Below are 24,567 nucleotides of genomic sequence, written 5' to 3'. Positions count from 1 at the left end.
CCGCCGGCCAGGCCCGCACCGGGACCGAGGTCCACCACGTGATCGGCTATCAGGATGGTCTCCGGCTTGTGTTCGACCACCAGGACGGTGTTGCCCTTGTCCCGCAGTTGCAGTAGCAACTCGTTCATCCGCTGGATGTCGTGCGGGTGCAGCCCGACTGTCGGCTCGTCGAACACATACGTCACATCCGTGAGGCTCGAGCCGAGGTGCCGGACCAGCTTCACCCGCTGTGCCTCACCACCGGACAGCGTGGACGACTCGCGATCCAGACTGAGATACCCCAGCCCGATGTCGACCATCGAGTCGAGGGTCTCGCGCAATCCCTCGAGCATCGGCGTGACCGACGGGTCCTTGATCGCGCCGATGAACTCGGCGAGGTCGCTGATCTGCATCGCCGAGCACTGGATGATGCCCTGGCCGTCGATCCGCGCGGACCGGGCGGCTTCGTTGAGCCTCGCCCCACCGCACTCGGGGCAATCCGTCAGCTTCACTGCTCGATCCGCGAACGTCCGGATTTGGCTCTGCATCGACTCGCGATCCTTCGCGAGGTAGAGCCGCTTCACCTTGACGATCAATCCCTCGAAGGTGAGGTTGCTCTTGTCGATCTTGACCTTCGTGGACGGCTGGTAGAGGAACTGCTCCCACTTGTCCGGTGAGTAGTCCTTGAGTGGGAGGTCGGGGTCGAACAGCCCCGACTTCGCCATCAGTTGCCAGTACCACGTGTCGACGGCGAACCCGGGCACCTTGATCGGGTCCTGGTTCAGGGACCGGTCGGTGTCCACCAACTCGTCGAGGTCGATGTCGGTGGCTTTGCCGAGCCCTTCACAGGCCGGGCACATTCCTTCGGCCCGGTTGAAGCTGAACGACGACGGCGGCCCGACGAACGGCGTACCGATCCGGCTGAAGAGGATCCGCAACATCGTGTAGGCGTCCGTGGCGGTTCCGACAGTGGAGCGGGCGTTGGCGCCGATCCTGTCCTGGTCGACGATGATCGCGGCGCTCAGGTTGCGCAGCGAGTCCACGTCCGGGCGGGACAGGCTCGGCATGAAGTTCTGGACGAAGGCGGTGTACGTTTCGTTGATCAGCCGCTGCGACTCCGCGGCAATGGTGTCGAAGACGAGCGAGGACTTGCCGGAACCGGAGACGCCGGTGAAGACGGTCAGCCGCCGCTTCGGGATGTCCAGCGAGACGCCGCTGAGGTTGTTCTCCCGGGCGCCGCGGACCTGGATCACGTCGTGACTGTCGGCCGCAAAGTGGTCGGAAATCTGGGTCAGGGTCGAATCAGGCATGCCTTCAATCGTCTCATTGAAGCGCCCGTGGAGACTTTGATCGACCGCCTCCGCGGGATCCCAGCGGGCTGAGGACCACAAACCTTCCACTGGCCGAGGAAGCTTCCGGTTCACCTGTGAGAATGGGCGCATGCGTGCCACCGTCAAGGACGTCGCGAAGCTGGCCGGGGTGTCCCCGAAGACGGTGTCGAACGTCATCAACGGCATCGTGTTCGTCCGGCCCGAGACCCGGGCGAGGGTCGAACAGGCCGTGATCGAGCTCGGCTACGTCCCGAACATGAGCGCCCGCGGGCTGCGCAACGGCCGCTCCGGGATGATCGGACTCGCCCTGCCCGACCTACTCCGGCCCTACTCGGCCGAGGTCATCCACCTGGTCGTCGAGCTGGCTCATCAGCGCGGTTGGGGCGTGCAGATCGAACAGACCGCTGCCGAGCCCCAGCGCGAGTGGGAGTTGCTGTCGAAGGCCCGCGCCCATCTGGTCGACGGCCTGATCCTGAACCCGATCACGCTCGACGACAGCGCGGTGATGTCGGCCGGCCCACTGCCTGCGGTCGTCCTGATCGGCGACGTGGACCAGGACGTGGTCAGCCAGGTCTGCATCGACAACGTCGCCGCCGCTCGTGACATGACCCAGCATCTGCTCGACCAGGGCTACCGCCGCGTCGCAGCAGTCGGCACGCCGGACTCAACCGGTACTGCGGCGGCGCAGCTCCGCACGACGGGCTATCGCGAGGCACTCGCGAGCGCGGGCGTTCGCCATGATCCGGAACTGGAGATCATGCTCGACCGGTGGAGCCCGGAGGGTGCCGCGACCGCGATCACGCGGTTCCTGGCGACCCACGAGCCGCCCGACGCGTTCTTCTGTTTCACCGACACGATCGCCCTCGGCGCCCTGTCGGCACTCTGGACGGCAGGGGTCGCAGTACCGGGGCAGTGTGGGGTCGCCGGGTTCGACAACCTGCTCGACAGCCAGTACGCCGTGCCGCCGCTGACCACGGTGGATTTCGACCGGCGGGCGTTCGTCGAATCCGCCCTGGACCTGCTCGGCGCCCGGATGGCGAACAAGGACGCACCGCCCCGGCGCATCGTCATCCCGCATCGGATCGTGCCCCGCGCCAGCACCAGCCGCTAAGGCGCATTGGCTGGTTATGCATTATTGGGAATTAATTTCCTGTTGTTCCTGCCGGGACAAGGAATTGCTACCAGTTGTTTCAGTGGACAGCAGTTTCGTGGGCAATGGTTCCAGCAGGCGGGAAACCTTGCTCGATCTCTTGAAAACGGGGTCACCGTCAGCAAGGCTGCCGTGATCACTGCTGCGCCGTGAGGAGCGCAGGGTGGGCAACTGGTGCCAACGGGGCCGCTTCGTCGACCCCGGACAGCATGAACGTTGTGAACACCAACTGTTCCTCGGGGGAACGATGAAGAAGGGGGAATTGTGTCAGCGATGAAGCAGCTCGCCGAGCGCCGCCGTGATGTGAGGAGTCACGGTAATGAACTCGGCAGGGCTTCGATCCAACCGGCGGTCTGTACCGGCATCCACGAGGTGACCTCGTCGATCCCGTCGGGACAACCGCGACGCGTGGCGGTGCTGAGGTTGAGCAACGGTCTCACCACCACGCTGCGTCTGGGTGAGGGTGCTCCGGTGCCCGAGCGCGGCGCGACTGTTTACGTCCGTGGTGGCCGTGGGATGGGAGACCAGCCCGCATCAGGTGGTGTCACCCGCGCGAGTTAGCCGCTGCGGCTGAATCAGTGACTCGCCGGCCTCAGGTCAACGCCGAGCTGAGACCGGCAAGTCCCTGGATCAGGTTGTTATCGAGTTCAAGTCGGCCTTGAGGCGGTCCTCCACCGCCACCGACGGGTCGGAGTACTGGCCCGTGAGGCAGATGGGGCCGGTGTAGTTCTGCGCTTTGAGTTGGCGCAGGATCGCGGACCAGTTGGCGAGGCCCTCGGAGGCTTGGACGAACCACGGCTTCCATGCACCACCGAGGTCGTCGGTCGGTCTGGTGGGGATGTAGGTGACGTTCTTCAGGTTCACGATGCCGAGCCGGCCGGCGACCAGGGGAAGCGTGATCGCGGGATCGTCGCCGGCCAGCGCGTCGTGAGCCGCGTCCCACACGACCTTGAAGGCAGCCGGGAGTCCTTCGAGGAGTTGGAGCACGCCCAACGACGACGACACGAACTTCCCGTGATGCGGTTGCACCCCCACCTGTACGCCGTACTGGTCGGCAAGCGACGCGACTCCCTCAAGCTTCGCCCTGGTACGCCGGACGGAGGCGGCATATCCGTCGGTGCCTAGGTCGGCCATGATCCGGATCATCGGGACCCGGGCTGCCGCGGCCGCTGCGAAGGCGCTTTCGTCGAGCCCACTCGCGATGCTGATCGGCTCGACACCTTCGGCACGGAGTTGTGCCATGAACCCGGACAACGCCGCCTCGGCGGTGGCGGGGGTGATGTAGGCGGTGTCGCGGACGGGTACCTCGGCACCGGTGAAGCCGAGCCCGGCGACGAGCCGGCCGAGCTCGTCACCGGGAAGGTGGGCCCACGGTTTGGTGAAGACGGACCAGGTCATGTTTTCAGCGGCCTCCGAGTCCACTCATGGTGATACCTCTGACGAACCAGCGTTGGGTGAGGAAGAAGAGCACGATCAGCGGAACCGTGGTGATCGTCGCCGCCATCAGCAGCAGGTTCCACTGAGTGCCGTTGGTGTCCTGGAACACCTGCAGGCCGACGGCCGCAGTACGGGTGGCGTCGCTGTTGGAGATCACCAGCGGCCACAGCAAGTTGTTCCACTGACCGATGAACTTGAAGACGGCGAGGGTCGCGATCGCCGGGATCGCGAGCGGCACGATCACCCGGGTGAACGCCTGCCAGCGGTTCGCGCCGTCGAGCCGGGCGGCTTCCTCGTAGTCGCGGGGGATGCCGAGGAAGAACTGCCGGAGCAGGAAGACACCGAGTGCGGTGAACGCGTGCGGCAGGATCATGCCCGGCCAGGTGTCGATGCCGTGCAGCTTCGCCACCAGGACGAACTGCGGGATCAGGGTGACCTGGGACGGGATCATCAGGGTGGCCAGGTAGATGCCGAAGAGCCAGTTCCGGCCGGGGAAGTTGAGCCGGGCGAAGGCGTAGGCGGCCAGTGCGGCGGTGATCGTCTCGAGCAGCGTGGTGCCGCCCGCGAAGATGACGGTGTTGATCAGATACCGGCCGAGCGGGACCAGGTCGAACGCCCGGGTCAGGTTCTCCGGGTGCCAACTGCTCGGCCAGAAGGTCGGTCGGGCCGCCATCGACTCGGCGTCGGACTGGAACGCGACCAGCACCATCATCACGACCGGGATCAACGTGATCGCGGTGACCAGGAAGCAGGCGAAGACGACCAGCTTGCGGCTCGAAGTGCCAGGCTTTGCCAGTGCTCCCGGTGTCAGGGCTTCAGTTGTCATAGTGCACGAGCCTCCTCTGGAGGAGGAACTGGACCGCGGTGATCACCGCGATGAACCCGAACAACACCAGCGACTGGGCGGCCGCGTAACCCTGGTCGTAGTTCTCGAATCCGGTTCGGTAGATGTACATGACCAGGGTGGTGGTGCGGGATCCCGGGCCGCCGTTCGTCATGATCAGCGCCTGGTCGAAGACCTGGAAGGAGCCGATGATCGAGGTGACCACGACGAAGAACAGCGCCGGCGACAACATCGGCAGCGTCACGTTGCGGAAGGACTGCCAGGTCGAGCTGCCGTCCACCTTCGCCGCCTCGTAGAGCTGCTGCGGGATGGCCTGGAGACCGGCCAGGAAGACGACCATGCCGAAGCCGAAGCTCTTCCAGACACTCATCGCGATCAGGGCCGGCATCGCCCAGTTGTCGTCGATCAGCCAGGCGGGGCCGTTGATGCCGACCAGCCCGAGCACGGCGTTGATCAGGCCGTCGTGGGGGATGTAGAGCCAGATCCAGACGAACGCCACCGCCACCGTGATTGTTGCGTACGGCAACAGCAACAGCGAGCGGAAGACCGCGATCCGGCGCAGTCCCTGGTTGAGCAGCAACGCCAGCGCGAGGCTGACGAGGATCGTCACCGGAACGCTCACGAAGGTGAAGTACGCCGTGTTGCCGAGCGCCGACCAGAACGTCGGATCCGGTCCGAGGCGGGCGAAGTTCTTCAGCCCCGCCCAGGTGGGTGCGCTGAAGAGGTTCCAGTTGAGCAGCGAGATCACACCCGCGGCGACGACCGGTCCCGCGGTGAAGATCAGGAAGCCGATCAGGCTCGGCAGCAGGAAGAGCCAGGCGGTGAGGGTCTCGCGGTTCCGGTTCTTACGTCTTGCGACGCGCTGAGGCGGCGGCGGTGTGGTCAGTGTGGCGGGCAGAGTGTCGACGGCCATCTCTCGCTCACCTCTTCCTTGCCTCGGCCTGGCGGATGTTGTCCTGGTGCTGCTGCATCAGGACATCGAGCCGTGGCTTCAGGCCGTCGACCACCTCGGCCACGCTGACCTGGCCGAGGAAGGTCCGTGGCAGGTCCTGGCCGAGGAGTTGCTTGACCTGGTTCCAGTTGGTGGTGACATCGAACGGGTGCCCGCCACCGACCTTGCCGGCCAGGATCTGCTGGACGATGCCGAGATTGTCCGGCGGTGGTTTGAAGGCGCTCCCGGACGACATCCGGGCCGGGTTGTTCCGGCCGGCCTCCGCATAGATGTCGAGCGCGCCGGTACTGGTCAACGTCTTCACCAACTTCCACGCGAGGTCGAGCTCCTCGCCCTCGACAGCGGACGGGATCGCGAACGTGGAGCCGCTGACGCGGGGGAGACTTCCGGCCGGCCCGGCCGGAAACACCATCACGTCCCAGTCGAATTCGGCCTTGCGAGCGTTCACCACCTGCCAGGGACCGTTCTGCATGAAGGCGACGTTGCCCTCGAGGAAGTTGGCGAGAGCGCTCTCGGTGACCAGATTGGTGATCGGTGGCGTGACCTTGTCCTTGACGAAGAGATCGACCACGAACTGGATCGCCTGCAGCGCCTCGGGTGCGTCCAGGGTGCTGACTGTCTGTTCCGCGTTCATCACGTTGCCGCCCGCGGAGTAGATCCAGGAGACCAGGTCGTCGATCGCGGGCGCGCAGGTGAAGCCGTACTGGTCGGCCGGCCCGCTCAGTTCGATCGCGAGTTCGCGGAAGGTTGCCCAGGACATCGGTTCAGTCGGTGAGGGCGGTGCGATGCCCTGCTTCTGCAGCAGGGTCTTGTTGTAGTAGAGCACCGTGGGCGCGACGTCGAAGCCGATCCCGTAGGTCTGGCCGTTGAAGGTGGCGATCTTGCGGATCGCCGGATAGAAGTCGTCCAGGTCGAAGTCGGGATCGGCGGCGATCAGGTCGTTCAGCGGTCGATGGGCACCACGGGCTCCGTAGGTCTGGAGCAACAGTCCGTTCACAGCGGTCACCAGGCCGGCTGTGCCACTGACCAGTTGCAGGTCGAGTTTGGTCGGATAGCCACTCGACGGGGTCAGGGTCGGGATGGACTCCACCTTCAGCTGTTGCTCGACGTACTGGCTGAAGGCGTCCCAGACCTTGCGCTCGGCGGGACTGCTCGACCACATCGACCAGGTGGCCGCGCCGGACGGGGTGGTCGAGCAGCCGGTGACGGCGGCTCCCAGTCCGGCGAGGCCGGTGAGTTTGAGGATGCTGCGGCGGGACAGCTCGATGGACATTGGCGACTCCTCAAGCGAAGAGCAGGTCGATCGACTCGGCGCGGATCCGCTCCTCGTCGACCACGACGCCCAGACCTGGGGCGGTGGGGACCGTCGCGACGGCCTTGGTGATGGTGAGTCCTTCCACGTACAGGTCGGCCAGCAACTCCGGCCCGTTCAGCTCGGCGGGCAGCGCCAGCTCGAGCTGGCTGAACAGGTGCAGCGCGGCCGCGAACCCGATCCCGCAGTCGGTCAGACCGCTGGCGAGAATCTCCAGACCGCCGGATAGCGCTACCTGGGCGGTCTTCAGCGCGTTCCGCAGACCACCGGACTTGCAGAGCTTCACCACGACAAGGTCGGCGGCATCAAGCTGGATGGTCCGGGCCAGGTCCTGGGCGGTAAAGCTGCCCTCGTCGATCGCGATCGGCAGGTCGATCAGCTCCCGCAAGCGACGCATCGCGAGGGTGTCCGTACTCGGCACTGGTTGCTCGACGCAATGAATGGTGCGGATCCCGCGAGTCCGGTCGAGCAGTTGCCGCAGCGCGCTGGGACGGTAGGACTGGTTCGCGTCCAGCCAGAGCGGCTTGCCCCCGGCAACTTCGGCGACCGCCTCGATCGCCGCCGCGTCCTGGTCGAGATCGCCCCCGATCTTCACCTTGTACGCCGCATAGTCCGACGACTGCTGAGCGTGCTCCCGGACCACGTCGGCCGGGCCGACTCCGATCGCCGAGCAGAGCGGGATCTCGTCGTACAGCTTCCCACCAAGCAACGCATGAACCGGTACTCCGGCCAGTTTGCCGGCGGCATCGTGCATCGCGAGGTCGACCGCGGCTCGGGCGAAAGGGAAGCCGTTCGACACCGACGGGCTCAGTCGCTTCGCGGCCCGGCTGTGGAACAGTTCGACGTCGAACGGCGTGAGCTCGAGCAGCAGCGGCGCGAGGTGGCGTTTGATCACCACCGCGATCGTCTCGGCGGTCTCGTAGCTCCAGCTGGGGAGCGCTCTCTGCTCTCCCCAGCCGACCACGCCGTCCTCGGTGGTGAGCTTGACGAAGACCACAGCCGCGGCCTGATCCGGCACCTGGTCCGGAGTACCGACAGCGCCGCTGCCGAGCACGAACCGGCGCGCGAACGGTACTGCGACGGGGAACACCTCGACCGACCTGATCCGAGACATGATGGCGCTCCTCAGGCCGCGATCGACCAGGTGGCCGGATCGACGAAACTGGGACCGCGGATGCCGTCGTCCAGCCACCTGAGCACGTCGGCGATGACGTAACCGGCCAGCGCGAGATGGCCTTCCACCGTGTCGCCGGCGATGTGCGGGGTGAGCAGGAGGTTGGTCGCGGCGAGGGTCTTGGTGTCGAAGGTGGGTGGCTCCGGGTCGTAGACGTCGAGCGCCGCGTACAGGCGACCGTCGAGCACGTGGTCGAGCAGTGCCTGCTGGTCGATCGCCGGGCCTCTGGAGGAGTTAATGACGACCGCCTGATCGGGCAGTTGCTCGATCAGCTTCCTGGTGACGAGGCCCTTCGTCTCGGGGACGTTCGGCACGTGGATCGAGACGAAGCTCGCCTGGAGCGTTTCTTCGAGACTTGCAGTTCTGACGCCCAGGCCGGTCGCCCGCTCGTCGCTCAGGTAGGGGTCGTAGACGAGGACGTCACAGCCGAACGGCTTGAGCAAAGTGATCAGCGCTCGCGCGGTGGAACTCGCGCCGAGGATGCCGACCTTCTGCCCGGCGAGCTCCCCGCCGCGTAGGTGAGGTTGCTTCCAGCCGCCCTGACGCAGCGCCTGATCGAACTGCGGGAGCCTGCGGGCGAGGGTGAGCATCGACGCCAGGCAGTACTCGCCGACGGACCACGCGATCCTCGTCCCGGCGGAGAACACGGAGACGCCCTGCTCCAGGATGACGGGGTCGATGAGCTTCTTCACCGAGCCGGCCGCATGCGCGACCACCTTGGGCCCGGTGCCATCGGCCCAGATCGCCTTGTCGAGGTGCGGCGTACCCCAGCTCGTCAGCACGACCTCACTGCCGGCGGCGAGCTCCGCGACCGCCTCGGGGCTGACATCGGCACCAGCCCAGCTGACCTCGAAGCGCTGGTCGAGCAGTTCGCGGGTCTCGGGACTGCAAACGTCGTCGGCGCGCTCGGGCGTCATCGCAACAGCAAGCTTGGACAAGAGGGCTCCTCGTTCTCAGCACAGGCGGGACTGCTCCTGGCTCGACGGTAAGGGCTTTCCGTTATGCTCGTCCAAACCCATTTCCGCATCGATCGATACCGAGGGCGCATGGACCTGTCGCTGCAGCAGCTCCGCGGGTTCGTCGCGGTCGCGGAGGAGCAACATTTCGGCCGGGCAGCCCAGCGGCTGAACCTGACCCAGCCGCCGTTGACCCGGCAGATCCAGGGGCTGGAGCGGACGCTCGCGGTCAGCCTGTTCGACCGGACCGGCAGGGGAGTGCGGCTGACTGCCGCCGGCGAGGTGTTCCTCGAGCACTGCCGCCGGGTGCTCGCTCTGCTCGAGGTCGCGCCGGAAGCCACCCGCCGCGCGGCCGATGGTCAGACAGGCAGACTGCGCATCGCCTTCACCGCGATCGGCGCCTACGCAGTACTGGCTGATTTTCTGGCGATGGTGAACAAGCGGACGCCGGCGGTGAGTGTGGAGCTGACGGAGCTGGTGAGCCCGGACCAGTTCGAGGCGCTGGCGAACCTGGAGATCGATCTGGGCCTGGTGCGGCCGCCGATTCCGGACGGTTTCGAGTCGATCCTGGTGCACACCGAGGACCTGGTGCTCGCAGTACCGGCTGATCATCCGCTGGCGGGAGTGGGGGAGCCGGCTGTGTCCTTGGCTGACGTGTCGGACGACTACATCGGCTACAGCCCCGAGGGATCGCGCTATCTGCACGACATCTGCGCCGCGATGATCGGGATGAACCGGTACGCCGTGAGTCAGCTCGCGTCGCAGGTACCGACGATGCTCGCCCTGGTCCGGGCGGGACTCGGCTGTGCCTTGATCCCGCGGTCGATCATGGCGATGGGTGTCCAGGGCGTCCGGTACCGCGAACTCGACGCAGCCGACGCCCATTCCGTCACCCTGCACGCGTGCTGGAGTCCGGACAGCCCCAATCCGGCCCTTCAACGCCTGGCGGAGTCGCTCCGCGCGAGTCCCTACCTCGGCGCTTGACCTAGAGTTGGGTCTAGTTCGTAGTGTTTTTGGTATGAGCAACTCACAACACAAAATTGGCTCGGGCTTCGGCCACGACAGCACGGCGGATGAGGTTCTGGCCGGGATCGATTTGTCCGGGAAGCTCGCCGTCGTCACTGGTGGTTACTCGGGCATCGGTCTGGAGACCACCCGCGCACTGGCCAAGGCGGGCGCTCACGTCGTGGTCCCGGCGCGTCGGCGCGAGGTCGCCGAGGAAGCGCTCTCCGGGATCTCCGGGGTCGAGATCGACGAGCTGGACCTGGGCGATCAGGACAGCGTTCGCTCGTTCGCCGAGAGGTTTCTCGCCAGTGGGCGGACCATCGACCTGCAGATCAACAGCGCCGGCATCATGGCGAGTCCCGAGACCCGGGTCGGACCGGGGTGGGAGGCGCAGTTCGGCACGAACCACCTGGGCCACTTCGCCCTGGTGAACCGGCTCTGGCCGGCGCTGGCCGACGGCGGCGCGCGAGTGGTGTCCGTCTCCTCCACGGGACACCGGCGCTCGGACATCCGGTGGGATGACCTGGAGTTCCGTCAGGGGTACGACAAGTGGGCGGCGTACGGGCAGGCCAAGACGGCGAACGTGCTGTTCGCGGTGCAGTTGGATGCGCTGGGCAAGGATTCCGGGGTGCGCGCGTTCGCGCTTCATCCGGGCGGGATCCTGACCCCGTTGCAGCGTCACCTGCCGCGGGCGGAGATGGTCGCCGCCGGCTGGATCGACGAGCAGGGCAACCCGATCGGGCCGGGGTTCAAGACACCTGAGCAGGGTGCGTCGACCCAGGTCTGGGCCGCGACGTCGCCGCAGCTCGACGGTCTGGGCGGCGTGTTCTGCGAGGACTGCGAGATCGCCGAGGTCTCGACCGACGATGCACCGGGCGTGCGGCCCTACGCGATCGATCCCGCGTCGGCGTCGCGGCTGTGGACGCTGTCCGCTGAACTCACGGGCGTGAACGCGTTCGGTTAAGGTTCCGTGTGTCCTCTGAAGTGATCGTCACCACGCTGCGTGCGGCCGGCTGTGTGTTTGCCGAGGACGAGGCTGAGTTGATCATCAGCACCGCCCGCGACTCGACCGAGCTCGCGCGGATGGTCGATCAGCGGGTCACCGGGTTGCCGCTCGAGCACGTGCTCGGGTGGGCGGAGTTCTGCGGGTTGCGGATCGCGGTCGATCCAGGGGTGTTCGTGCCGCGGCGGCGTACGGAGTTCTTGGTCTCGGAGGCGGTCGCGATGAGCCGGCCGGGCGCGGTCGTCGTCGACCTCTGCTGCGGGTCCGGCGCGCTCGGCGTCGCCGTCGCGTCGGCCCAGCAGAACATCGACCTGTACGCCGCCGACGTCGAACCCGCCGCGGTCCGCACTGCGCGGCGCAATGTCGAACCACTTGGCGGTCAAGTGTTTGAAGGCGACTTGTTTGACGCTCTGCCTTTGGCGCTGCGCGGGAGGATCGATCTGCTGCTCTCGAATGTGCCGTACGTTCCCAGCTCCGAGGTCCGGCTGCTGCCGGCTGAGGCGCGCCTACACGAACCACTCGTCACTCTCGACGGTGGTTCGGACGGGCTTGAGCTGCTGCGCCGGGTAGCGGCCGAGGCTGGCAGTTGGCTGGCCCCGGGCGGCAGCATCTTCGTCGAGACAAGCGAACGCCAGGCAGACACGGCCGTCACGATCCTCGAACAGCACGGCCTGGAAGCGGGGGTGGCGACCTCGGCAGAACTCTTCGCGACAGTGGTCATCGGCACCCGACCCTCCTAACGCTGATACTGCGGGGATGACGGACGCGATCGAGATCAGGCCTGCCACGATGGCGGAGGTGGACGGGGTGGTCGCCTCGTGTACCGCGCTCTTCGCCGAGGATGCCGGGACGCGGGATCTGCTGCGCAATCCTGGCTGGCCTGCTACCTACGGAGGCGGCTGGTGTGCCGACCTGATCGCCGATCCGGGGGCACTTGTCCTCGTCGCTGTCGGCCAGGGGAAGGTGGGCGGGCATCTGGTGGGAACCTTCTCCGAGCCGTCGGACATGTGGATCGCGCCTCGCGCTGAACTGGTCAGCATGTACGTCGCCGCCCCGCTACGGGGTGCTGGTGTCGGCGGGCGCCTGGTGGACGGCTTCGTCACCTGGGCGCGCGACCGCGGCGCCACCAGACTCCAAGTCGACGCCTACGCCAGCAACGAAGCTGCGCTCGGGCTGTATCAGAGCCGCGGCTTCAGCCCGCAATCCATCACTCTGACTCTGGACCGCTAGGCACCAGCGCGGCGGCCTCAGCCGATCCCGATGCGGAAGCCCTCGCGCCAGCTGGCGTAGCGCGGCGTCCAGCCGAGCTCCCGCTTGGCCTTCGCGTTCGATGACCCTCGTACGGTGGTCATCAGCGCCACGCCGTACTGACCGATCAGCGGCCGCGCCAACCACGCCGGCAGCCGCATCGGTCGCTTGCCGCCGAGCTGCTCGGCCAAGTAGGGCAGCCACTCGGCGATCGGGGCCGGGTCGTCGTCGACGATGTTGTAGATGCCGGGAGCGCCCCGCTCGATGGCAGTCACGGTCGCGGTGGCGGCGTCGTCGATGTGGATCCACGACCACACCCCGGCCCCGCCGCCAACCACCGGGAACTTCGCGCGCCGGACCATCTCACCCATCTCGCCGGTGCGCGACAGCGCGTTGCCGGGCCCGTAGAAGTTGCCGTAGCGCAGCACCACACCCTCGATGCCGGGCGCCGTGGTGACGGCCTCCTCGACGTGCTTGATGGCGCGCAGGGACTGCCGCGCCTCCTTGCCAGGGTCCTCGACGAGCGGGTCGACCTCGGTCTTGACCGGGCCACCGGTGCGCTGATTGGTCCAGTGCCCGCCGTAGCTCTGGGCGACGAAGCGTCGTACGCCGGTCGCCCGGGCGGCTGCGAGCAGGTGGTCGGTGGCCTCGGTCCGCAGCCGGTTCGTCATCGCGAAGTCCTGGTCCCACTTCTTCATGTTCCCCGTCATCGCGCTGAGCGCGGTCAACTGGTGGACGATCACGTCCGGCTTGGCCTCGGCCACGGCGCCCCGGACGCTGTCGGCATCCAGCGGGTCCATCACGATGCCGGTCGCTCCCTGCGCGTCGATGGCGGCCCGGCCGACCTCGTTGCGGCTCGATCCGAACACCTTGTGACCGGCCTCGGTCAGCAGGGGCACGAGACGGCTTCCCAGCGCTCCGGTCGCTCCAGCTATGAAGATTCGCATGATCCTTCTCCTTCGGGTTTGCAGTCTGGCCCCTTCGACGAGAGTGAGTGGCTGCCTGTGACAGATCCCAGAAAAGACTTCGAAATCGATGCTTGACCATGATGCAGCGTCCGCTAGTCTGAGCGTCCGATGATGGATCTCGCCGGGTCGCACGACAAGCTGCGGCCGCTGATGTTCTCCATCGCGTACCGCATGCTCGGCAGCGTGGTAGAGGCTGAGGACGTCGTACAGGAAGCGTTCCTCCGCCTGCACCGCAGCTCTCAGGACGGCGTGGACAATCTCGAGGCGTACGCCACCACGGTCACCACGCGGCTCGCCATCGACACGTTGCGTTCCGCGCGCGTCCGGCGAGAACGGTACGTCGGCCCGTGGCTGCCCGAGCCGATCGTCAGCTCCGCCGACGCGGATCCCGCACATCGGATCGAGCTCGACGAGACGGTGTCGACGGCGTTCCTCGTCCTGCTCGAGGCGCTCTCGCCGGTGGAGCGGGCGGTGTTCGTGCTGCGCGAGGTGATCGGCTACGAGTACGACGAGATCGCGGCGGTCGTCGACAAGAGCGAGGCGAACTGCCGGCAGGTCTTCGCCCGGGCGAAGAAGCGGATCAACGATGGAAAGCCGCGGTTCGAGTCGTCCCCCGAGGACCGCAACCGGCTGGCGACGGAGTTCCTCGCCGCGATCAGCGACGGCGACATGGCCGGCCTGGAGCGGCTACTCGCAGCGGACGTGGTGTTCGTCGGCGACGGTGGCGGCCGGGCGCCGGCGATCCAGAAGCCGACGACCGGTGTGGTGTCCGTGGCCCGGTTCCTGCTCGGCCTGATGCGCCAGGGCGAGCGGTTGGGTGTGCTCCTCGACCTCGTGCAGGCCAACGGCCAGCCGGCGCTGCGGACCCGGGCCGCCGACGGCGCGATGCTCGGCATCATGACGATCGACGTCGATGCCGACCGGATCGTCGGGCTCAGCAACGTCCTCAACCCCGACAAGCTCGGCCACCTCGGCCCAGTCGGTGACCTGGACGCGCTGCTCGGCCGCCGGGCCTGAGCCGCTACCTGAAGGACTGATGGCTGCTGGTCAGACCCGGCGCAGTACATGGAGGAGGTACTCGCGTCGGTTCAGTGGGTCGTGGTCGGTCCTCGGACGAGACGGGACTGCGCCTGTCACGGGCTGATAGCGCTCGAAGGCTGACTCGAGTACGCCCTCGCCGCGGGAGAGACCCGGCAGTTGTTGTTCCAGTTCGTAGACCGCGGCTGCTGGGATTTCTCCTTCCAGGACAGAGGTTTCAGTGCCCAGCGCCGGGACCTGCGGAATCGCCCGGAGCCGGGCGAGCGTCGCCAGTGCCGCTCGTACGGTGTCGGTCGGGGTCTCCAGCTGGAACCGGTGCATCGGCTCGTACACCGTCGTACCGGCCCGCCGCAAAGCCGTGGTCAACACCAGCGGCGTGAGGTTGCGGAAGTCCCCGGCCGTGCTCGACATGCTCTTGTCGAACACCGCGTGCGCGTGGCTCTGCCGCGCCGAGTAACCCGAGTGCGTCATCACCACCCGGCAGTCAGGGATCTCCCATCCGTGGACCCCTTGCTCCAGCGTCTCCCGGACCGTCTCCTCGACCGCCTTGATGAACGCGTACGGCATCGATCCGAGCTCGACCTCGAGGTCGAACGTCACCCCGGCGTTCACCGGCGCCGGCTCGACCCGGAGCCCGACCGTGGCCAGGAACGGGTTCTCGTCCTTCTTGTTGAACTCGACCGCCTCGCCAACGTCGGCCAGTCGCTCGATGCAGATCGTGGTGGTCTCACGGAAGCTGACGTCGATGCCGAACTCGCTCGCCAGCGTCGTCTGGATCACCTCCTTCTGCACCTCGCCGTACAGCGACACGAAGGTCTCCTGCCGGATGTCGTCCTGCCGCAGGTTGATCAGCGGATCCTGCTCGGCGAGCTGGGAGAGCGCTACCTGCAGGTTCCCCTTGTCGGACGGACGCGCCGGCGCGATCACCGTCTCCAGTGTCGGCGGAGCGAAGAAGCCGCTCTGCGAGGTTTCGCGAGCGCGATCCGTACTGCTCCCCGCCGTGACGACGCCGTCGCCGATCTGGATCTCACCGAGTCCCCAGAGTTTGCCGATCTGACCGGCTGCCACCACCGGGCTGGTCGCCGTCGTTCCGTTGCCGAAGACACTGATCGCGGTCACCTTCGCTTCCTTGTCGCCGTGGAATCGCAGCCGGTCCCGGGTCCGGATCGCGCCCGAGAACATCCGGACGAAGGCGATCTTCTCGCCCGCCGGACCCCGCTCCACCTTGAAGACGGATCCCGTCACCGGGGCTTCGGAGTCGCCCTCGGTGGCCGGCAGCAGTTCCCGGATCCCCGCGGTCAACGCGTCCGTACCGGCGCCGGTGATCGCCGACCCGAAGTACACCGGATGCACAAGCGCCCGCCGGGTCTGCTCGGCCAGCCGGGCACGCAGAGCGTCGTACGAGAGCGCTTTCTCGTTCTCCACGTACGTCGCCAGCAGTTGGTCGTCGTGCTCCGCCAGCACATCGATCAGACTGAAGGTGAATCCGGAGTCGTCTCGCGTGTACGGCGTGAACGCGGCCCCGGCGGTTCCGAGAGCGGTAGCCGCGCCCATCGGGATGATCGTGGCCGACAGTTTGTCCGCGATGCTTTTCAGCAGCGGATCGTCCTGCGCGCCGCTGCGGTCCAGCTTGTTCACGAAGATCAGCGTCGGGATGCGCAGCCGTTGCAGCGTGCGCATCAGGACGCGGGTCTGCGCCTGCACGCCTTCCACCGCCGAGATGACCAGCACGGCGCCGTCGAGCACGCTCAGCGCCCGCTCCACCTCGGCGATGAAGTCCGGGTGACCGGGGGTGTCGATCAGGTTGACGGTGATGTCGTCGATGGCGAACGAGACGACGGCGGACTTGATGGTGATTCCGCGCTGCCGTTCGAGGGCCAGCGAGTCGGTCTGGGTGTTGCCGTCGTCGACGCTACCGACTTCGTCGATGACTCCGGCGGCGTAGAGGAGCCGCTCGGTCAGGCTGGTCTTACCGGCGTCTACATGCGCCAGGATTCCCAAGTTCAGTGTTCTCACAAAGCTTCATGTCCCTTGAACAGGTGTCAGTGTCTAACTGGACGGACATGAAGTGAGGTCGCATGACTGCGCTTCCTTTGCTAGACACCTGCGGGTACCCACGGAGTACAACAGACAGCCCTCACCACCAGCAACCGTTTTTCTCAGGCCGCAAAGGTCGCTCCTCGAGTGACTAGTGTTTCGGGCATGACCGCCAACACCGCTTCGACTCCCACGGAAGTCGTCGCCGACGTCGCAGCCACGGTCGTCGGCCCGATCGCCTTCGTGGAACCGGTCCAAGGCTTCGTTGGCAACGAGTCGTTCCGGATCCGGACCGCGACGGATCAGGTCTTCTACCTGAAATCCGGACCTGCGCTGGCAATCAAGGCCGAGGCCTGGGCCTGCGACCGGGCCCGGCGGGAAGGGATCGTTGCCCCTGACATCGTCACCACGAATCTCGAGCCGACCGACCTGCCCGCCGCCTACCTGATCGAGCGCGCGATCGAAGGGCAGCCGATCTCAGCCGACGACACCGAAGTTCTTGTGTCCGCCGGCGAACAGCTACGGCAACTGCACAGCATGACTGACCTGGATGGATCGGGTGCCGGCTATGGATTCCTCAACCAAGGTGCCGACCAGACGACCTGGGCCGCGGTCCTCCTGGAGCCGATCGAGACGTTGGCCAACCTTGCCGGCCAGGACGGTTCGGGGACACTAGGCAGTACTGACACCGTGATCTCCGCCGATCTCGTACGACGCCTGCGGGCTGTGGTTCCTGACGCCATCGGTCGACTCCCACAGACTCCACGAGCGCTGCTGCACGGCGATCTGCACCTTCGCCACATCTATGCCTCGGACGGCAGTCTCACCGGATTCATCGACTGGGGCGACGCGCTTGTCGGCGATCCGCTCTTCGACCTCGGCCGCTTATCCCGCGCCGGCTCAAGAGCAACCGAGGCTTTACTCCGGGGCTACGGCTTCGACCACACGCCGGCCCTCGACCACACCCTCACCCTCTACCGGACCATCTGGTCCGTCATGGCCATGCACTGGGAACACGCCGCCAACGGCGACTGGTTCCACGAACACCTGGCAGCAATCACCGACGGCCTCAAGGTCCATGAGGCAAGCAAGATCAGCTGATGATTGTGCCGATGAGGCGCGAAGATCCTGCGATCGGCGCGGCAGCACTCGGCGTCATCCCCGGGATGACGATGCGGGGCGACTTGGGAATGACATCGGCGGCGTAGAGCCAGGGCCTGGAGAGGGTCGTTCCCCGATGTCGAGAGTGCCCGCGTGCTGCCAACCTGAGGACGACTCAAGGAACGGGGTGTGCGATGACAGCGAGACGGGCGGTCTACGAGATCCGGATCGACGCAGGGGAAGGGGACGACGAGGCACTGGCGATGCAGGAGCCGTTGGCGCGAGTGGTGTGCCCAGATCCCGGGCACGCGCCGCCCTGTGACGTCCCGTGGGGATTCTCCATGACCGACGACGAGCTGGTGATGGGCCTCTACTCCACCAACGACGCCGCCCAGGCGATCGCCGACCGCGTCCGTGACCTTCTCGGCGCCCGCCGGGTCGAAGTGGTCCTCGGGTCGGGCGACCAGTTCGCCGGGCTCGTCGAGCAGTACAACGTCGAACACCGCCCCTGAACCTGGGGTGATATCGAGCCATAGCGCAGGACGCCGCACCAGGCGCTCAGCTGATGATGGTGCCGATGTGCTCGCCTGCGCTGATGGCGGCAGCCGCCCCTGCCCGGTCGATATCGAACACATGCAGGGGAAGCTGGTGATCGCGAGCGAGGATGAAGGCGCTCTGGTCCATCACTCCCAAACCCCGGTCGATCACCTCCTGATAACTCAGCCGATCGAAGCGCCGAGCAGTCTCGACCTTGTTCGGATCCGCGTCGTAGACCCCGTCCGCGCCGTTCTTCGCGACCAGCAACGCGTCCGCACCCAGCTCGATCGCCCGTTGCACAGCCGGATAGTCGGTGGTCGTGAACGGCTGCCCGTTGCCGCAACCGAGCAGCACGATCGATCCCTTCTCCAGATGCCGAAGCGCCCGTAGCCGGATGTACGGCTCAGCCAGATTGTTGATCGGGATCGCCGTCATCAGCCGCACGTCGGCCTCACCTAGCGCCGCCAATCTCCCACGCAGCAGTACCGCGTTGATCACCGTGCCGAGCATGCCGATGTTGTCCGCCTCAACCCGGTCGATGCCCCAGTCCTCCGCCCGGTTCCCGCGGAACACGTTGCCACCGCCGACCACAACAGCAACCTGTACGCCGGTGTCGCGTGCGGCGATCACTTCCTTCGCGAGGTGCGTGAGGCTGTCGCTGTTGAATCCGAACTGGGCGGATCCGGCGATGGCTTGGCCTGAGAGTTTGAGGACGAGGCGTCGGTAGGGGTTCATCGGCCGCCTCGTCGCCAGCGGTGGACTTCGAGGTTGGTGAGGATGAGGGGGAGCGCGGCTAGTTGTTGCTGCAGCCAGGTTGTGGTCGCCGGGGCAGGGAGGTCGGCGCTGCCTGCGAGTCCGACGATGTCGGTCGAGTGGTCGTTGAGCAGTAGACCGATGAATGACCAGTGGGGAACGTCGCCAGTGGTGAGGCGGGCTCGGATCGTGTCGACGAGGTCGTCCGTTCTCGGCGACGGCACCCAGGAGGCGAGGGCGAAGGAGGACTCGGGGTCGCCGGACGGTGCCGGGTGGTCCCACATCGTCCCCTCGATCACGCTCTCGAATGGCCAGACGGTGATAGCGGAGTACCAGCCGGCGCGCGCGTAGGGCTCGTCGTACGCGAACTTCTGGGCTGTCTGTGGGTCAGGAGTGTCGAGGACGTGAACGCTGCCGGTGTGTCTCGAACCGTCCGCACTCTCTGTCGGTCCACGCGCGACGAGTTGTGAAGCCCACTGGTCCATATAGGTCTGATGCACCTCGTGACGAGCGTCCTCGTCATCGCCGAACTCCGCGGAATCCCGGCCGTGGATCAGAAACCCCATGCTTCGACCCTAGACGAGTTGCGCTAGGCAACTCCTGGTGGGACGTGGCACGATCGGAGGGATGACCAGCAGACCTGTTGCGGAGCAGCGCCTGAGCGACCTGGCCCGGTTGCGTCGTGTCCGCGACCGGATGGACCGGGAGTACGCGCAACCGCTCGACGTCGAGGCGCTCGCGCGTGGGGTGCACATGTCGGCCGGGCACCTCAGCCGCGAGTTCAAGCTCGCGTACGGCGAGTCGCCGTACGGCTACCTGATGACACGTCGGATCGAGCGCGCGATGGCACTGCTGCGCATCGGCGACCTGAGCGTCACCGAGATCTGTTTCGCGGTCGGCTGCTCCTCGCTGGGCACCTTCAGCACTCGGTTCACCGAACTGGTCGGGGTCCCGCCCAGCGTCTATCGACGCGAGGGCGCCAGCGCGACGGAGGAGATGCCGCCGTGCATCGCGAAACAGGTGACCAGACCGATCAGGAATCGAGAAGCGCCGGCCCCCGAGCCGCAACTAGCGTGATGCCCATGGACATCACCATTCACACCAGCGCCCTTCCACACGACGACCCAGACGCCTCCCTGGCCTTCTACCGCGACGTCCTCGGCTTCGAGGTCCGCAGTGACGTCGGCAGCGGCAAGATGCGCTGGATCACGGTCGGCCCCGCCGGCCAGCCTGACACGTGCATCCTGCTGGCGCCGCCGGCCGCCGACCCTGGCATCACCGACGACGAGCGCCGCATCATCGCCGAGATGATGGCGAAGGGCACCTTCGGCTGGATCCTGCTGGCCACCAAGGACCTCGACGCCACCTTCGACCGGGTGCAGGCCAGCGATGCCGAGGTCATCCAGGAGCCGACCGATCAGCCGTACGGCGTGCGCGACTGCGCCTTCCGTGACCCCGCCGGCAACATGGTCCGCATCCAGCAGCTGATCTGAGCAATCCCAGAACCTGACTGACAGCTGGCGGTCGCTCCCGAGCGACCCCCAGTACTGCGACGCGCCCTGACCGTGAACCAACCGGTCAGGAATCGAGAAGCGCGGACCCTCGGGCCGCACCTAGCGTCATCGTCATCGACAGCACACCTTCAAGCCGGACGATCCCGCCAGCCGGACGATCCCGTCCGGACCTACTCCACAGGAGCGATCATGACCATCTCTTCCACCACCCAGACCATGACTTCGATCGAGTCCGTCACCCTCGAGGTGTCCGACGTCGAGGCCGCCAAGCGCTTCTACACCGACGCGTTCGGTCTGGGCGATCAGATCCGCCTGCGGGCCTCGGAGGCACCGACGACCGGCTTCCGCGGATTCACGCTGTCGCTCACGGTGTCGCAACCGGCCACCGTCAGGGCATTCATCAGTGCCGCCGTCGACGCGGGCGCCACGGTGCTGAAGCCGGCCGCGAAGTCGTTCTGGGGCTGGGGCGGCGTCGTACAGGCCCCTGACGGGACGATCTGGAAGGTCGCGACCTCGGAGAAGAAGGACACCGGCCCGGACACCCGGCAGATCGACGAGCTGGTGCTGCTGCTGGGAGTCGCGGATGTGGCCGAGACGAAGCGGTTCTACGTCGACCGCGGCCTCACCGTGGCGAAGAGCTTCGGCCGGAAGTACGTCCAGTTCGCCACTGCGTCGAGCCCCGTCACGTTGGCGCTCTACGGGCGCCGTCACCTGGCCAAGGATGCTGGCGTCTCGCCCGACGGCACGGGATCCCACCGGCTCGTGCTCGGTACCGATGGCGGGTCCTTCACCGACCCGGACGGCTTCGCGTGGGAGCAAGCACAGCACTGATCCAGGACCGGCTAGATGGTTAGATCTAGCCAGGTGAGGACGACGGAGACCGCGAAAGCGTCCGCCCGAGGGGATGGAGACACGATGAGCAAGGCCACGAAGTCGGACCCGCAGTCGCCTGCGGTGCACGGGGCCGACAGCCACGACCTGATTCGCGTGCTCGGCGCACGGGTGAACAACCTCAAGGACGTCAGCGTCGAGATCCCGAAGCGCCGGCTGACGGTGTTCACCGGGGTCTCCGGCTCGGGCAAGAGCTCCCTCGTGTTCGCCACCATCGCCGCGGAGTCGCAGCGGCTGATCAACGAGACGTACAGCTCCTTCGTGCAGGGCTTCATGCCGTCGCTCGCGCGGCCCGAGGTCGACCTGCTCGAGGGGCTGACGACCGCGATCATCGTGGACCAGGAGCGGATGGGCTCCAACCCCCGCTCCACCGTCGGGACCGCCACCGACGCCAACGCGATGCTGCGCATCCTGTTCAGCCGGCTCGGCAAGCCGCACATCGGCTCACCCAACGCGTACTCGTTCAACGTCCCCTCGGTGAAGGCCAGCGGTGCCATCACCGTCGAGCGCGGCGGCAAGACGAAGTCCGAGAAGGCGAGCTTCACCCGTCTCGGCGGCATGTGCCCGCGCTGCGAGGGCATGGGCTCGGTCACCGACTTCGACCTGACGGCCCTGTACGACGACAGCCTGTCGCTCAACGAGGGCGCGCTGACGATCCCGGGCTACAGCATGGAGGGCTGGTACGGCCGGATCTTCCGCGGTTGTGGGTACTTCGACCCGGACAAGGCGATCAGCAAGTACACGAAGAAGGAACTGCACGACCTGCTCTACCGGGAGCCGACCAAGATCAAGGTCGAGGGGATCAACCTGACCTACTCGGGGCTGATCCCGCAGATCCAGAAGTCGTTCCTGTCCAAGGACGTCGACGCGATGCAGCCGCACATCCGCGCCTTCGTGGAGCGGGCGATCACGTTCCAGACCTGTCCCGACTGCGACGGAACCCGGCTCAGCCCGGAGGCCCGGTCGTCGAAGATCAAGACGAAGAACATCGCCGACGTCTGCGCGATGCAGATCAGCGACCTGGCCGACTGGGTCCGGGGTCTCAAGGAGCCGTCGGTGGCCCCGCTGCTCGCCGGGCTGCAACACCTGCTCGACTCCTTCGCGGAGATCGGCCTGGGCTACCTCTCGCTCGACCGGCCGGCGGGCACTTTGTCCGGTGGAGAGGCACAGCGCACCAAGATGATCCGTCATCTCGGGTCGGCGCTCACCGACGTCACCTACGTCTTCGACGAACCGACGATCGGCCTGCACCCGCATGACATCGAGCGGATGAACGACCTACTGGTGCAGTTGCGGGACAAGGGCAACACCGTCCTGGTCGTGGAGCACAAGCCCGAGGCGATCGCGATCGCCGACCACGTCGTCGACCTCGGCCCTGGCGCCGGTACGGGAGGCGGAACGGTCTGCTTCGAGGGCACGGTCGAGGGGCTGCGGGCGAGTGACACCATCACCGGCCGCCATCTCGACGACCGGGCGAAGATCAAGGAATCAGTCCGTACTTCGGCCGGCGCGCTGGAGGTCCGCGGTGCGTCGACGCACAACCTCCGGAACGTCGACGTCGACCTCCCGCTCGGGGTGCTCTGCGTGCTCACGGGTGTCGCCGGCTCCGGCAAGAGTTCGCTGATCAGCGGCTCGGTCGCCGGTCGCGACGGTGTGGTGGTGATCGATCAGGGCGCGATCCGCGGTTCGCGGCGCAGCAACCCGGCGACGTACACCGGACTGCTGGAGCCGATCCGCAAGGCCTTCGCGAAGGCCAACGGCGTCAAGCCGGCGTTGTTCAGCGCGAACTCCGAGGGCGCCTGCCCGGCCTGCAACGGTGCCGGCGTCATCTATACCGACCTCGGTGTGATGGCCACCGTCGAATCCACTTGCGAGGAGTGCGAGGGTAAGCGGTTCCAAGCGTCGGTGCTGGAGTACACCCTGGGTGGCCGGAACATCGCCGAAGTGCTCGCGATGGCGGTGACCGAGGCCGAAGTGTTCTTCGAGGACGGCGAGGCCCGCACACCGGCCGCCCACAAGATCCTCGACCGGCTCGCCGATGTCGGGCTCGGCTACCTGACGCTGGGTCAGCCGCTGACCACTCTGTCCGGCGGTGAGCGGCAGCGCCTCAAGCTGGCCACCCAGATGGCCGACAAGGGTGAGATCTACGTGCTCGACGAGCCGACCACCGGCCTGCACCTCGCCGACGTGGAGCAACTGCTCGGCCTGCTCGACCGGCTGGTCGACTCCGGCAAGTCGGTGATCGTCATCGAGCACCACCAGGCCGTGATGGCGCACGCCGACTGGATCATCGACCTCGGCCCGGGCGCCGGCCACGACGGCGGCCAGATCGTCTTCGAAGGCACCCCCGCCGACCTGATCGCCAACCACACCACCCTCACCGGCAAACACCTCGCGGCCTACGTCGGGTGAGGTCAGCTGTGCGGCTGGCCTAGCTCGATCCAGTAACGCCGTACTGGGCTGTGCTCGGTGGGCCGGGTCTCCTCGAGGGTGCCGCCGTTGTGCTCGATCGTCTTCGCGGATGCGGCGTTGTCGGCCGCGCAGACGAGTAGCACCCGGTCCATCGTTAGTACGCGTGCTTGGTCGAGTATCTGGCCCAGCGCCCAGGTGGCCAGACCTCGACCCCGTGCGGAGGGACGGATGCCGTAGCCGATGTGACCGGTCCGCTCATTGAGTTGATGCCGCAGTGCTATGCCGCCCTGAATCCGCTCGTCTTCGACGATCCATCGACAGGTCGCGTGGTCCGACTTGGCGTTCAGTCGGGCGACCCAGCTTGCGAATCCCTGGGCCGATTCGACGTCGTCAGTTGATTCCAGCCCGAACCCGTCTTCGTGGAGGCCGGGACCCCATTCGGCGTGCGCCTCGAGCCAGGGAGTGTGCAGGCGGGTGGTGGGGGCGATCAGGGTCCGTGGCACGTCAGGACGATAGCAACGTGATCGCTTTGATGCTCAGCGGACGCGGTTCAAGGAATAGCTTCCGGTTGAAGTCAGGCGGGCGCGGCGATGGTCGCCAGGGCATCCGTCAGGCGCTGGAGGTGAGCGGGTGGCGACTCGAGCAGGGGTAGGCGAACGGTCGCGTGTGGGATGATCCCGAGCTCGGCCAGCGCGGCCTTGGCCATGATTGCCCCTTGGGAGGTGCGCATGATGGCGTCCACCAGGGGAGTGAGTGACCGCTGGATGATCTTGGCGGAGTTGAGGTCGCCGCTGCGGATTGCTCGTACGAGCTCGGCGTTGCGGTCGGCGGCGACGTTGCCCGCGACGCTGACCAAGCCGGTGGCGCCGCAGGCGAGGTAGGGCAGGTTGAGTTCGTCGATGCCGCAGTAGTACGCCAGCGGAGT

26 protein-coding genes are annotated in these 24,567 nt (G+C 66.7%); 13 read left to right on the top strand and 13 right to left on the bottom strand.

The window, feature by feature from the left end; genetic code table 11:
- The coding region (locus VFG33_RS26365) for an excinuclease ABC subunit UvrA (protein WP_524538151.1) at positions 1-1,289 on the bottom strand (1,289 nt) is incomplete at its 3' end.
- Between the two features lie 130 nt (positions 1,290-1,419).
- On the opposite strand from VFG33_RS26365, the gene VFG33_RS26360 reads away from it, so the two are divergent.
- Together VFG33_RS26360 and VFG33_RS26355 are read left to right on the top strand one after the other, a co-directional pair.
- Positions 1,420-2,421: a LacI family DNA-binding transcriptional regulator gene (locus VFG33_RS26360; protein ID WP_325055646.1), complete on the top strand. Its 1,002-nt coding sequence runs from the start codon at positions 1,420-1,422 to the stop codon at positions 2,419-2,421.
- A gap of 6 nt (positions 2,422-2,427) precedes the next feature.
- Complete coding sequence (locus VFG33_RS26355; protein WP_325055645.1) at positions 2,428-2,613, top strand: hypothetical protein; 186 nt, start codon at positions 2,428-2,430, stop codon at positions 2,611-2,613.
- A 477-nt stretch (positions 2,614-3,090) separates the two neighbouring features.
- On the opposite strand, the gene VFG33_RS26350 is transcribed toward VFG33_RS26355, so the two are convergent.
- The 6 genes from VFG33_RS26350 to VFG33_RS26325 are packed head-to-tail and all read right to left on the bottom strand — an operon-like array spanning position 3,091 to position 9,117.
- On the bottom strand, positions 3,091-3,858 hold the full coding sequence (locus VFG33_RS26350; protein ID WP_325055644.1) for a sugar phosphate isomerase/epimerase family protein: 768 nt from the start codon (positions 3,856-3,858) through the stop codon (positions 3,091-3,093).
- Between the two features lie 4 nt (positions 3,859-3,862).
- Positions 3,863-4,723 (bottom strand): carbohydrate ABC transporter permease, encoded by an 861-nt coding sequence (locus VFG33_RS26345; RefSeq protein WP_325055643.1) that lies wholly within the window; start codon positions 4,721-4,723, stop codon positions 3,863-3,865.
- Positions 4,713-5,654, bottom strand: a complete 942-nt coding sequence (locus VFG33_RS26340; protein WP_325055642.1) for a carbohydrate ABC transporter permease — start codon at positions 5,652-5,654, stop codon at positions 4,713-4,715. The genes VFG33_RS26345 and VFG33_RS26340 overlap by 11 nt, the downstream gene beginning before the upstream one ends.
- Positions 5,655-5,661: 7 nt before the next feature.
- The gene (locus VFG33_RS26335) at positions 5,662-6,966 is read right to left on the bottom strand and encodes an ABC transporter substrate-binding protein (protein ID WP_325055641.1); all 1,305 of its coding nucleotides are present in this window, start codon (positions 6,964-6,966) and stop codon (positions 5,662-5,664) included.
- A gap of 10 nt (positions 6,967-6,976) precedes the next feature.
- Positions 6,977-8,119, bottom strand: coding sequence for a mandelate racemase/muconate lactonizing enzyme family protein (locus VFG33_RS26330; RefSeq protein ID WP_325055640.1), 1,143 nt, complete (start codon positions 8,117-8,119; stop codon positions 6,977-6,979).
- An 11-nt stretch (positions 8,120-8,130) separates the two neighbouring features.
- Complete coding sequence (locus VFG33_RS26325; protein ID WP_325055639.1) at positions 8,131-9,117, bottom strand: hydroxyacid dehydrogenase; 987 nt, start codon at positions 9,115-9,117, stop codon at positions 8,131-8,133.
- Positions 9,118-9,225: 108 nt separating this feature from the next.
- Between VFG33_RS26325 and VFG33_RS26320 the strand changes: the two genes are divergently transcribed.
- Genes VFG33_RS26320 through VFG33_RS26305 form a run of 4 tightly spaced genes read left to right on the top strand, consistent with a single transcriptional unit; the run spans position 9,226 to position 12,373 of the window.
- Entirely contained in the window at positions 9,226-10,119 is an 894-nt protein-coding gene (locus VFG33_RS26320; protein WP_325055638.1) for a LysR family transcriptional regulator, read from the top strand.
- Between the two features lie 34 nt (positions 10,120-10,153).
- The gene (locus VFG33_RS26315) at positions 10,154-11,104 is read left to right on the top strand and encodes an SDR family NAD(P)-dependent oxidoreductase (protein WP_325055637.1); all 951 of its coding nucleotides are present in this window, start codon (positions 10,154-10,156) and stop codon (positions 11,102-11,104) included.
- A gap of 8 nt (positions 11,105-11,112) precedes the next feature.
- Positions 11,113-11,883: a putative protein N(5)-glutamine methyltransferase gene (locus tag VFG33_RS26310; protein WP_325055636.1), complete on the top strand. Its 771-nt coding sequence runs from the start codon at positions 11,113-11,115 to the stop codon at positions 11,881-11,883.
- A gap of 16 nt (positions 11,884-11,899) precedes the next feature.
- Positions 11,900-12,373, top strand: coding sequence for a GNAT family N-acetyltransferase (locus VFG33_RS26305; protein WP_325055635.1), 474 nt, complete (start codon positions 11,900-11,902; stop codon positions 12,371-12,373).
- A gap of 17 nt (positions 12,374-12,390) precedes the next feature.
- Here the strand turns inward: VFG33_RS26305 and VFG33_RS26300 are convergent, their stop codons facing one another.
- The gene (locus VFG33_RS26300; protein ID WP_325055634.1) at positions 12,391-13,338 is read right to left on the bottom strand and encodes an NAD-dependent epimerase/dehydratase family protein; all 948 of its coding nucleotides are present in this window, start codon (positions 13,336-13,338) and stop codon (positions 12,391-12,393) included.
- A 129-nt stretch (positions 13,339-13,467) separates the two neighbouring features.
- Here VFG33_RS26300 and VFG33_RS26295 point away from each other — a divergent pair, with 129 nt between their 5' ends.
- A complete protein-coding gene (locus VFG33_RS26295; protein WP_325055633.1) occupies positions 13,468-14,376 on the top strand; it encodes an RNA polymerase sigma-70 factor in 909 nt (302 codons plus the stop codon).
- A gap of 30 nt (positions 14,377-14,406) precedes the next feature.
- Here VFG33_RS26295 and VFG33_RS26290 read toward each other — a convergent pair whose 3' ends face one another.
- Complete coding sequence (locus VFG33_RS26290) at positions 14,407-16,413, bottom strand: GTP-binding protein (RefSeq protein WP_325055632.1); 2,007 nt, start codon at positions 16,411-16,413, stop codon at positions 14,407-14,409.
- A gap of 186 nt (positions 16,414-16,599) precedes the next feature.
- Here VFG33_RS26290 and VFG33_RS26285 point away from each other — a divergent pair, with 186 nt between their 5' ends.
- Both VFG33_RS26285 and VFG33_RS26280 read left to right on the top strand, forming a co-directional pair.
- Positions 16,600-17,535 (top strand): phosphotransferase family protein, encoded by a 936-nt coding sequence (locus VFG33_RS26285; protein WP_325055631.1) that lies wholly within the window; start codon positions 16,600-16,602, stop codon positions 17,533-17,535.
- A gap of 194 nt (positions 17,536-17,729) precedes the next feature.
- Entirely contained in the window at positions 17,730-18,047 is a 318-nt protein-coding gene (locus tag VFG33_RS26280; protein WP_325055630.1) for a hypothetical protein, read from the top strand.
- A gap of 46 nt (positions 18,048-18,093) precedes the next feature.
- On the opposite strand, the gene pyrH is transcribed toward VFG33_RS26280, so the two are convergent.
- Both pyrH and VFG33_RS26270 read right to left on the bottom strand, forming a co-directional pair.
- On the bottom strand, positions 18,094-18,807 hold the full coding sequence (gene pyrH, locus VFG33_RS26275) for a UMP kinase (RefSeq protein WP_325055629.1): 714 nt from the start codon (positions 18,805-18,807) through the stop codon (positions 18,094-18,096).
- A complete protein-coding gene (locus tag VFG33_RS26270; RefSeq protein ID WP_325055628.1) occupies positions 18,804-19,391 on the bottom strand; it encodes a YciI family protein in 588 nt (195 codons plus the stop codon). Before VFG33_RS26270 ends, pyrH begins: the two co-directional genes overlap by 4 nt.
- Positions 19,392-19,452: 61 nt before the next feature.
- On the opposite strand from VFG33_RS26270, the gene VFG33_RS26265 reads away from it, so the two are divergent.
- The 4 genes from VFG33_RS26265 to VFG33_RS26250 all read left to right on the top strand — a co-directional run bounded on the left by VFG33_RS26265 (position 19,453) and on the right by VFG33_RS26250 (position 23,642).
- Complete coding sequence (locus VFG33_RS26265) at positions 19,453-19,902, top strand: helix-turn-helix transcriptional regulator (RefSeq protein WP_325055627.1); 450 nt, start codon at positions 19,453-19,455, stop codon at positions 19,900-19,902.
- 5 nt (positions 19,903-19,907) lie between these two features.
- Positions 19,908-20,318, top strand: a complete 411-nt coding sequence (locus VFG33_RS26260; RefSeq protein ID WP_325055626.1) for a VOC family protein — start codon at positions 19,908-19,910, stop codon at positions 20,316-20,318.
- 210 nt (positions 20,319-20,528) lie between these two features.
- Positions 20,529-21,170 carry a glyoxalase gene (locus tag VFG33_RS26255; protein ID WP_325055625.1) on the top strand — a complete coding sequence of 214 codons (642 nt, stop codon included), beginning with the start codon at positions 20,529-20,531 and terminating at the stop codon, positions 21,168-21,170.
- An 84-nt stretch (positions 21,171-21,254) separates the two neighbouring features.
- Complete coding sequence (locus tag VFG33_RS26250) at positions 21,255-23,642, top strand: ATP-binding cassette domain-containing protein (RefSeq protein WP_325055624.1); 2,388 nt, start codon at positions 21,255-21,257, stop codon at positions 23,640-23,642.
- A gap of 2 nt (positions 23,643-23,644) precedes the next feature.
- Here VFG33_RS26250 and VFG33_RS26245 read toward each other — a convergent pair whose 3' ends face one another.
- Both VFG33_RS26245 and VFG33_RS26240 read right to left on the bottom strand, forming a co-directional pair.
- Positions 23,645-24,145, bottom strand: a complete 501-nt coding sequence (locus VFG33_RS26245; RefSeq protein ID WP_325055623.1) for a GNAT family N-acetyltransferase — start codon at positions 24,143-24,145, stop codon at positions 23,645-23,647.
- A 71-nt stretch (positions 24,146-24,216) separates the two neighbouring features.
- A partial coding sequence (locus tag VFG33_RS26240) for a dihydrodipicolinate synthase family protein (protein ID WP_325055622.1) occupies positions 24,217-24,567 on the bottom strand: 351 nt, incomplete at its 5' end.

This window comes from Kribbella sp. (assembly GCF_035687465.1).
GTDB lineage: Bacteria > Actinomycetota > Actinomycetes > Propionibacteriales > Kribbellaceae > Kribbella.
This window is presented reverse-complemented; position numbering and strand designations above follow the sequence as displayed.

Coding starts and splice junctions, on each gene's coding strand:
- VFG33_RS26360 (WP_325055646.1), top strand. CDS start 1,420: ATGCGTGCCACCGTCAAGGACGTCGCGAAGCTGGCCGGGGTGTCCCCG.
- VFG33_RS26350 (WP_325055644.1), bottom strand. CDS start 3,858: ATGACCTGGTCCGTCTTCACCAAACCGTGGGCCCACCTTCCCGGTGAC.
- VFG33_RS26345 (WP_325055643.1), bottom strand. CDS start 4,723: ATGACAACTGAAGCCCTGACACCGGGAGCACTGGCAAAGCCTGGCACT.
- VFG33_RS26340 (WP_325055642.1), bottom strand. CDS start 5,654: ATGGCCGTCGACACTCTGCCCGCCACACTGACCACACCGCCGCCGCCT.
- VFG33_RS26335 (WP_325055641.1), bottom strand. CDS start 6,966: ATGTCCATCGAGCTGTCCCGCCGCAGCATCCTCAAACTCACCGGCCTC.
- VFG33_RS26330 (WP_325055640.1), bottom strand. CDS start 8,119: ATGTCTCGGATCAGGTCGGTCGAGGTGTTCCCCGTCGCAGTACCGTTC.
- VFG33_RS26320 (WP_325055638.1), top strand. CDS start 9,226: ATGGACCTGTCGCTGCAGCAGCTCCGCGGGTTCGTCGCGGTCGCGGAG.
- VFG33_RS26315 (WP_325055637.1), top strand. CDS start 10,154: ATGAGCAACTCACAACACAAAATTGGCTCGGGCTTCGGCCACGACAGC.
- VFG33_RS26305 (WP_325055635.1), top strand. CDS start 11,900: ATGACGGACGCGATCGAGATCAGGCCTGCCACGATGGCGGAGGTGGAC.
- VFG33_RS26300 (WP_325055634.1), bottom strand. CDS start 13,338: ATGCGAATCTTCATAGCTGGAGCGACCGGAGCGCTGGGAAGCCGTCTC.
- VFG33_RS26295 (WP_325055633.1), top strand. CDS start 13,468: ATGATGGATCTCGCCGGGTCGCACGACAAGCTGCGGCCGCTGATGTTC.
- VFG33_RS26285 (WP_325055631.1), top strand. CDS start 16,600: ATGACCGCCAACACCGCTTCGACTCCCACGGAAGTCGTCGCCGACGTC.
- VFG33_RS26280 (WP_325055630.1), top strand. CDS start 17,730: ATGACAGCGAGACGGGCGGTCTACGAGATCCGGATCGACGCAGGGGAA.
- pyrH (WP_325055629.1), bottom strand. CDS start 18,807: ATGAACCCCTACCGACGCCTCGTCCTCAAACTCTCAGGCCAAGCCATC.
- VFG33_RS26270 (WP_325055628.1), bottom strand. CDS start 19,391: ATGGGGTTTCTGATCCACGGCCGGGATTCCGCGGAGTTCGGCGATGAC.
- VFG33_RS26265 (WP_325055627.1), top strand. CDS start 19,453: ATGACCAGCAGACCTGTTGCGGAGCAGCGCCTGAGCGACCTGGCCCGG.
- VFG33_RS26260 (WP_325055626.1), top strand. CDS start 19,908: ATGGACATCACCATTCACACCAGCGCCCTTCCACACGACGACCCAGAC.
- VFG33_RS26255 (WP_325055625.1), top strand. CDS start 20,529: ATGACCATCTCTTCCACCACCCAGACCATGACTTCGATCGAGTCCGTC.
- VFG33_RS26250 (WP_325055624.1), top strand. CDS start 21,255: ATGAGCAAGGCCACGAAGTCGGACCCGCAGTCGCCTGCGGTGCACGGG.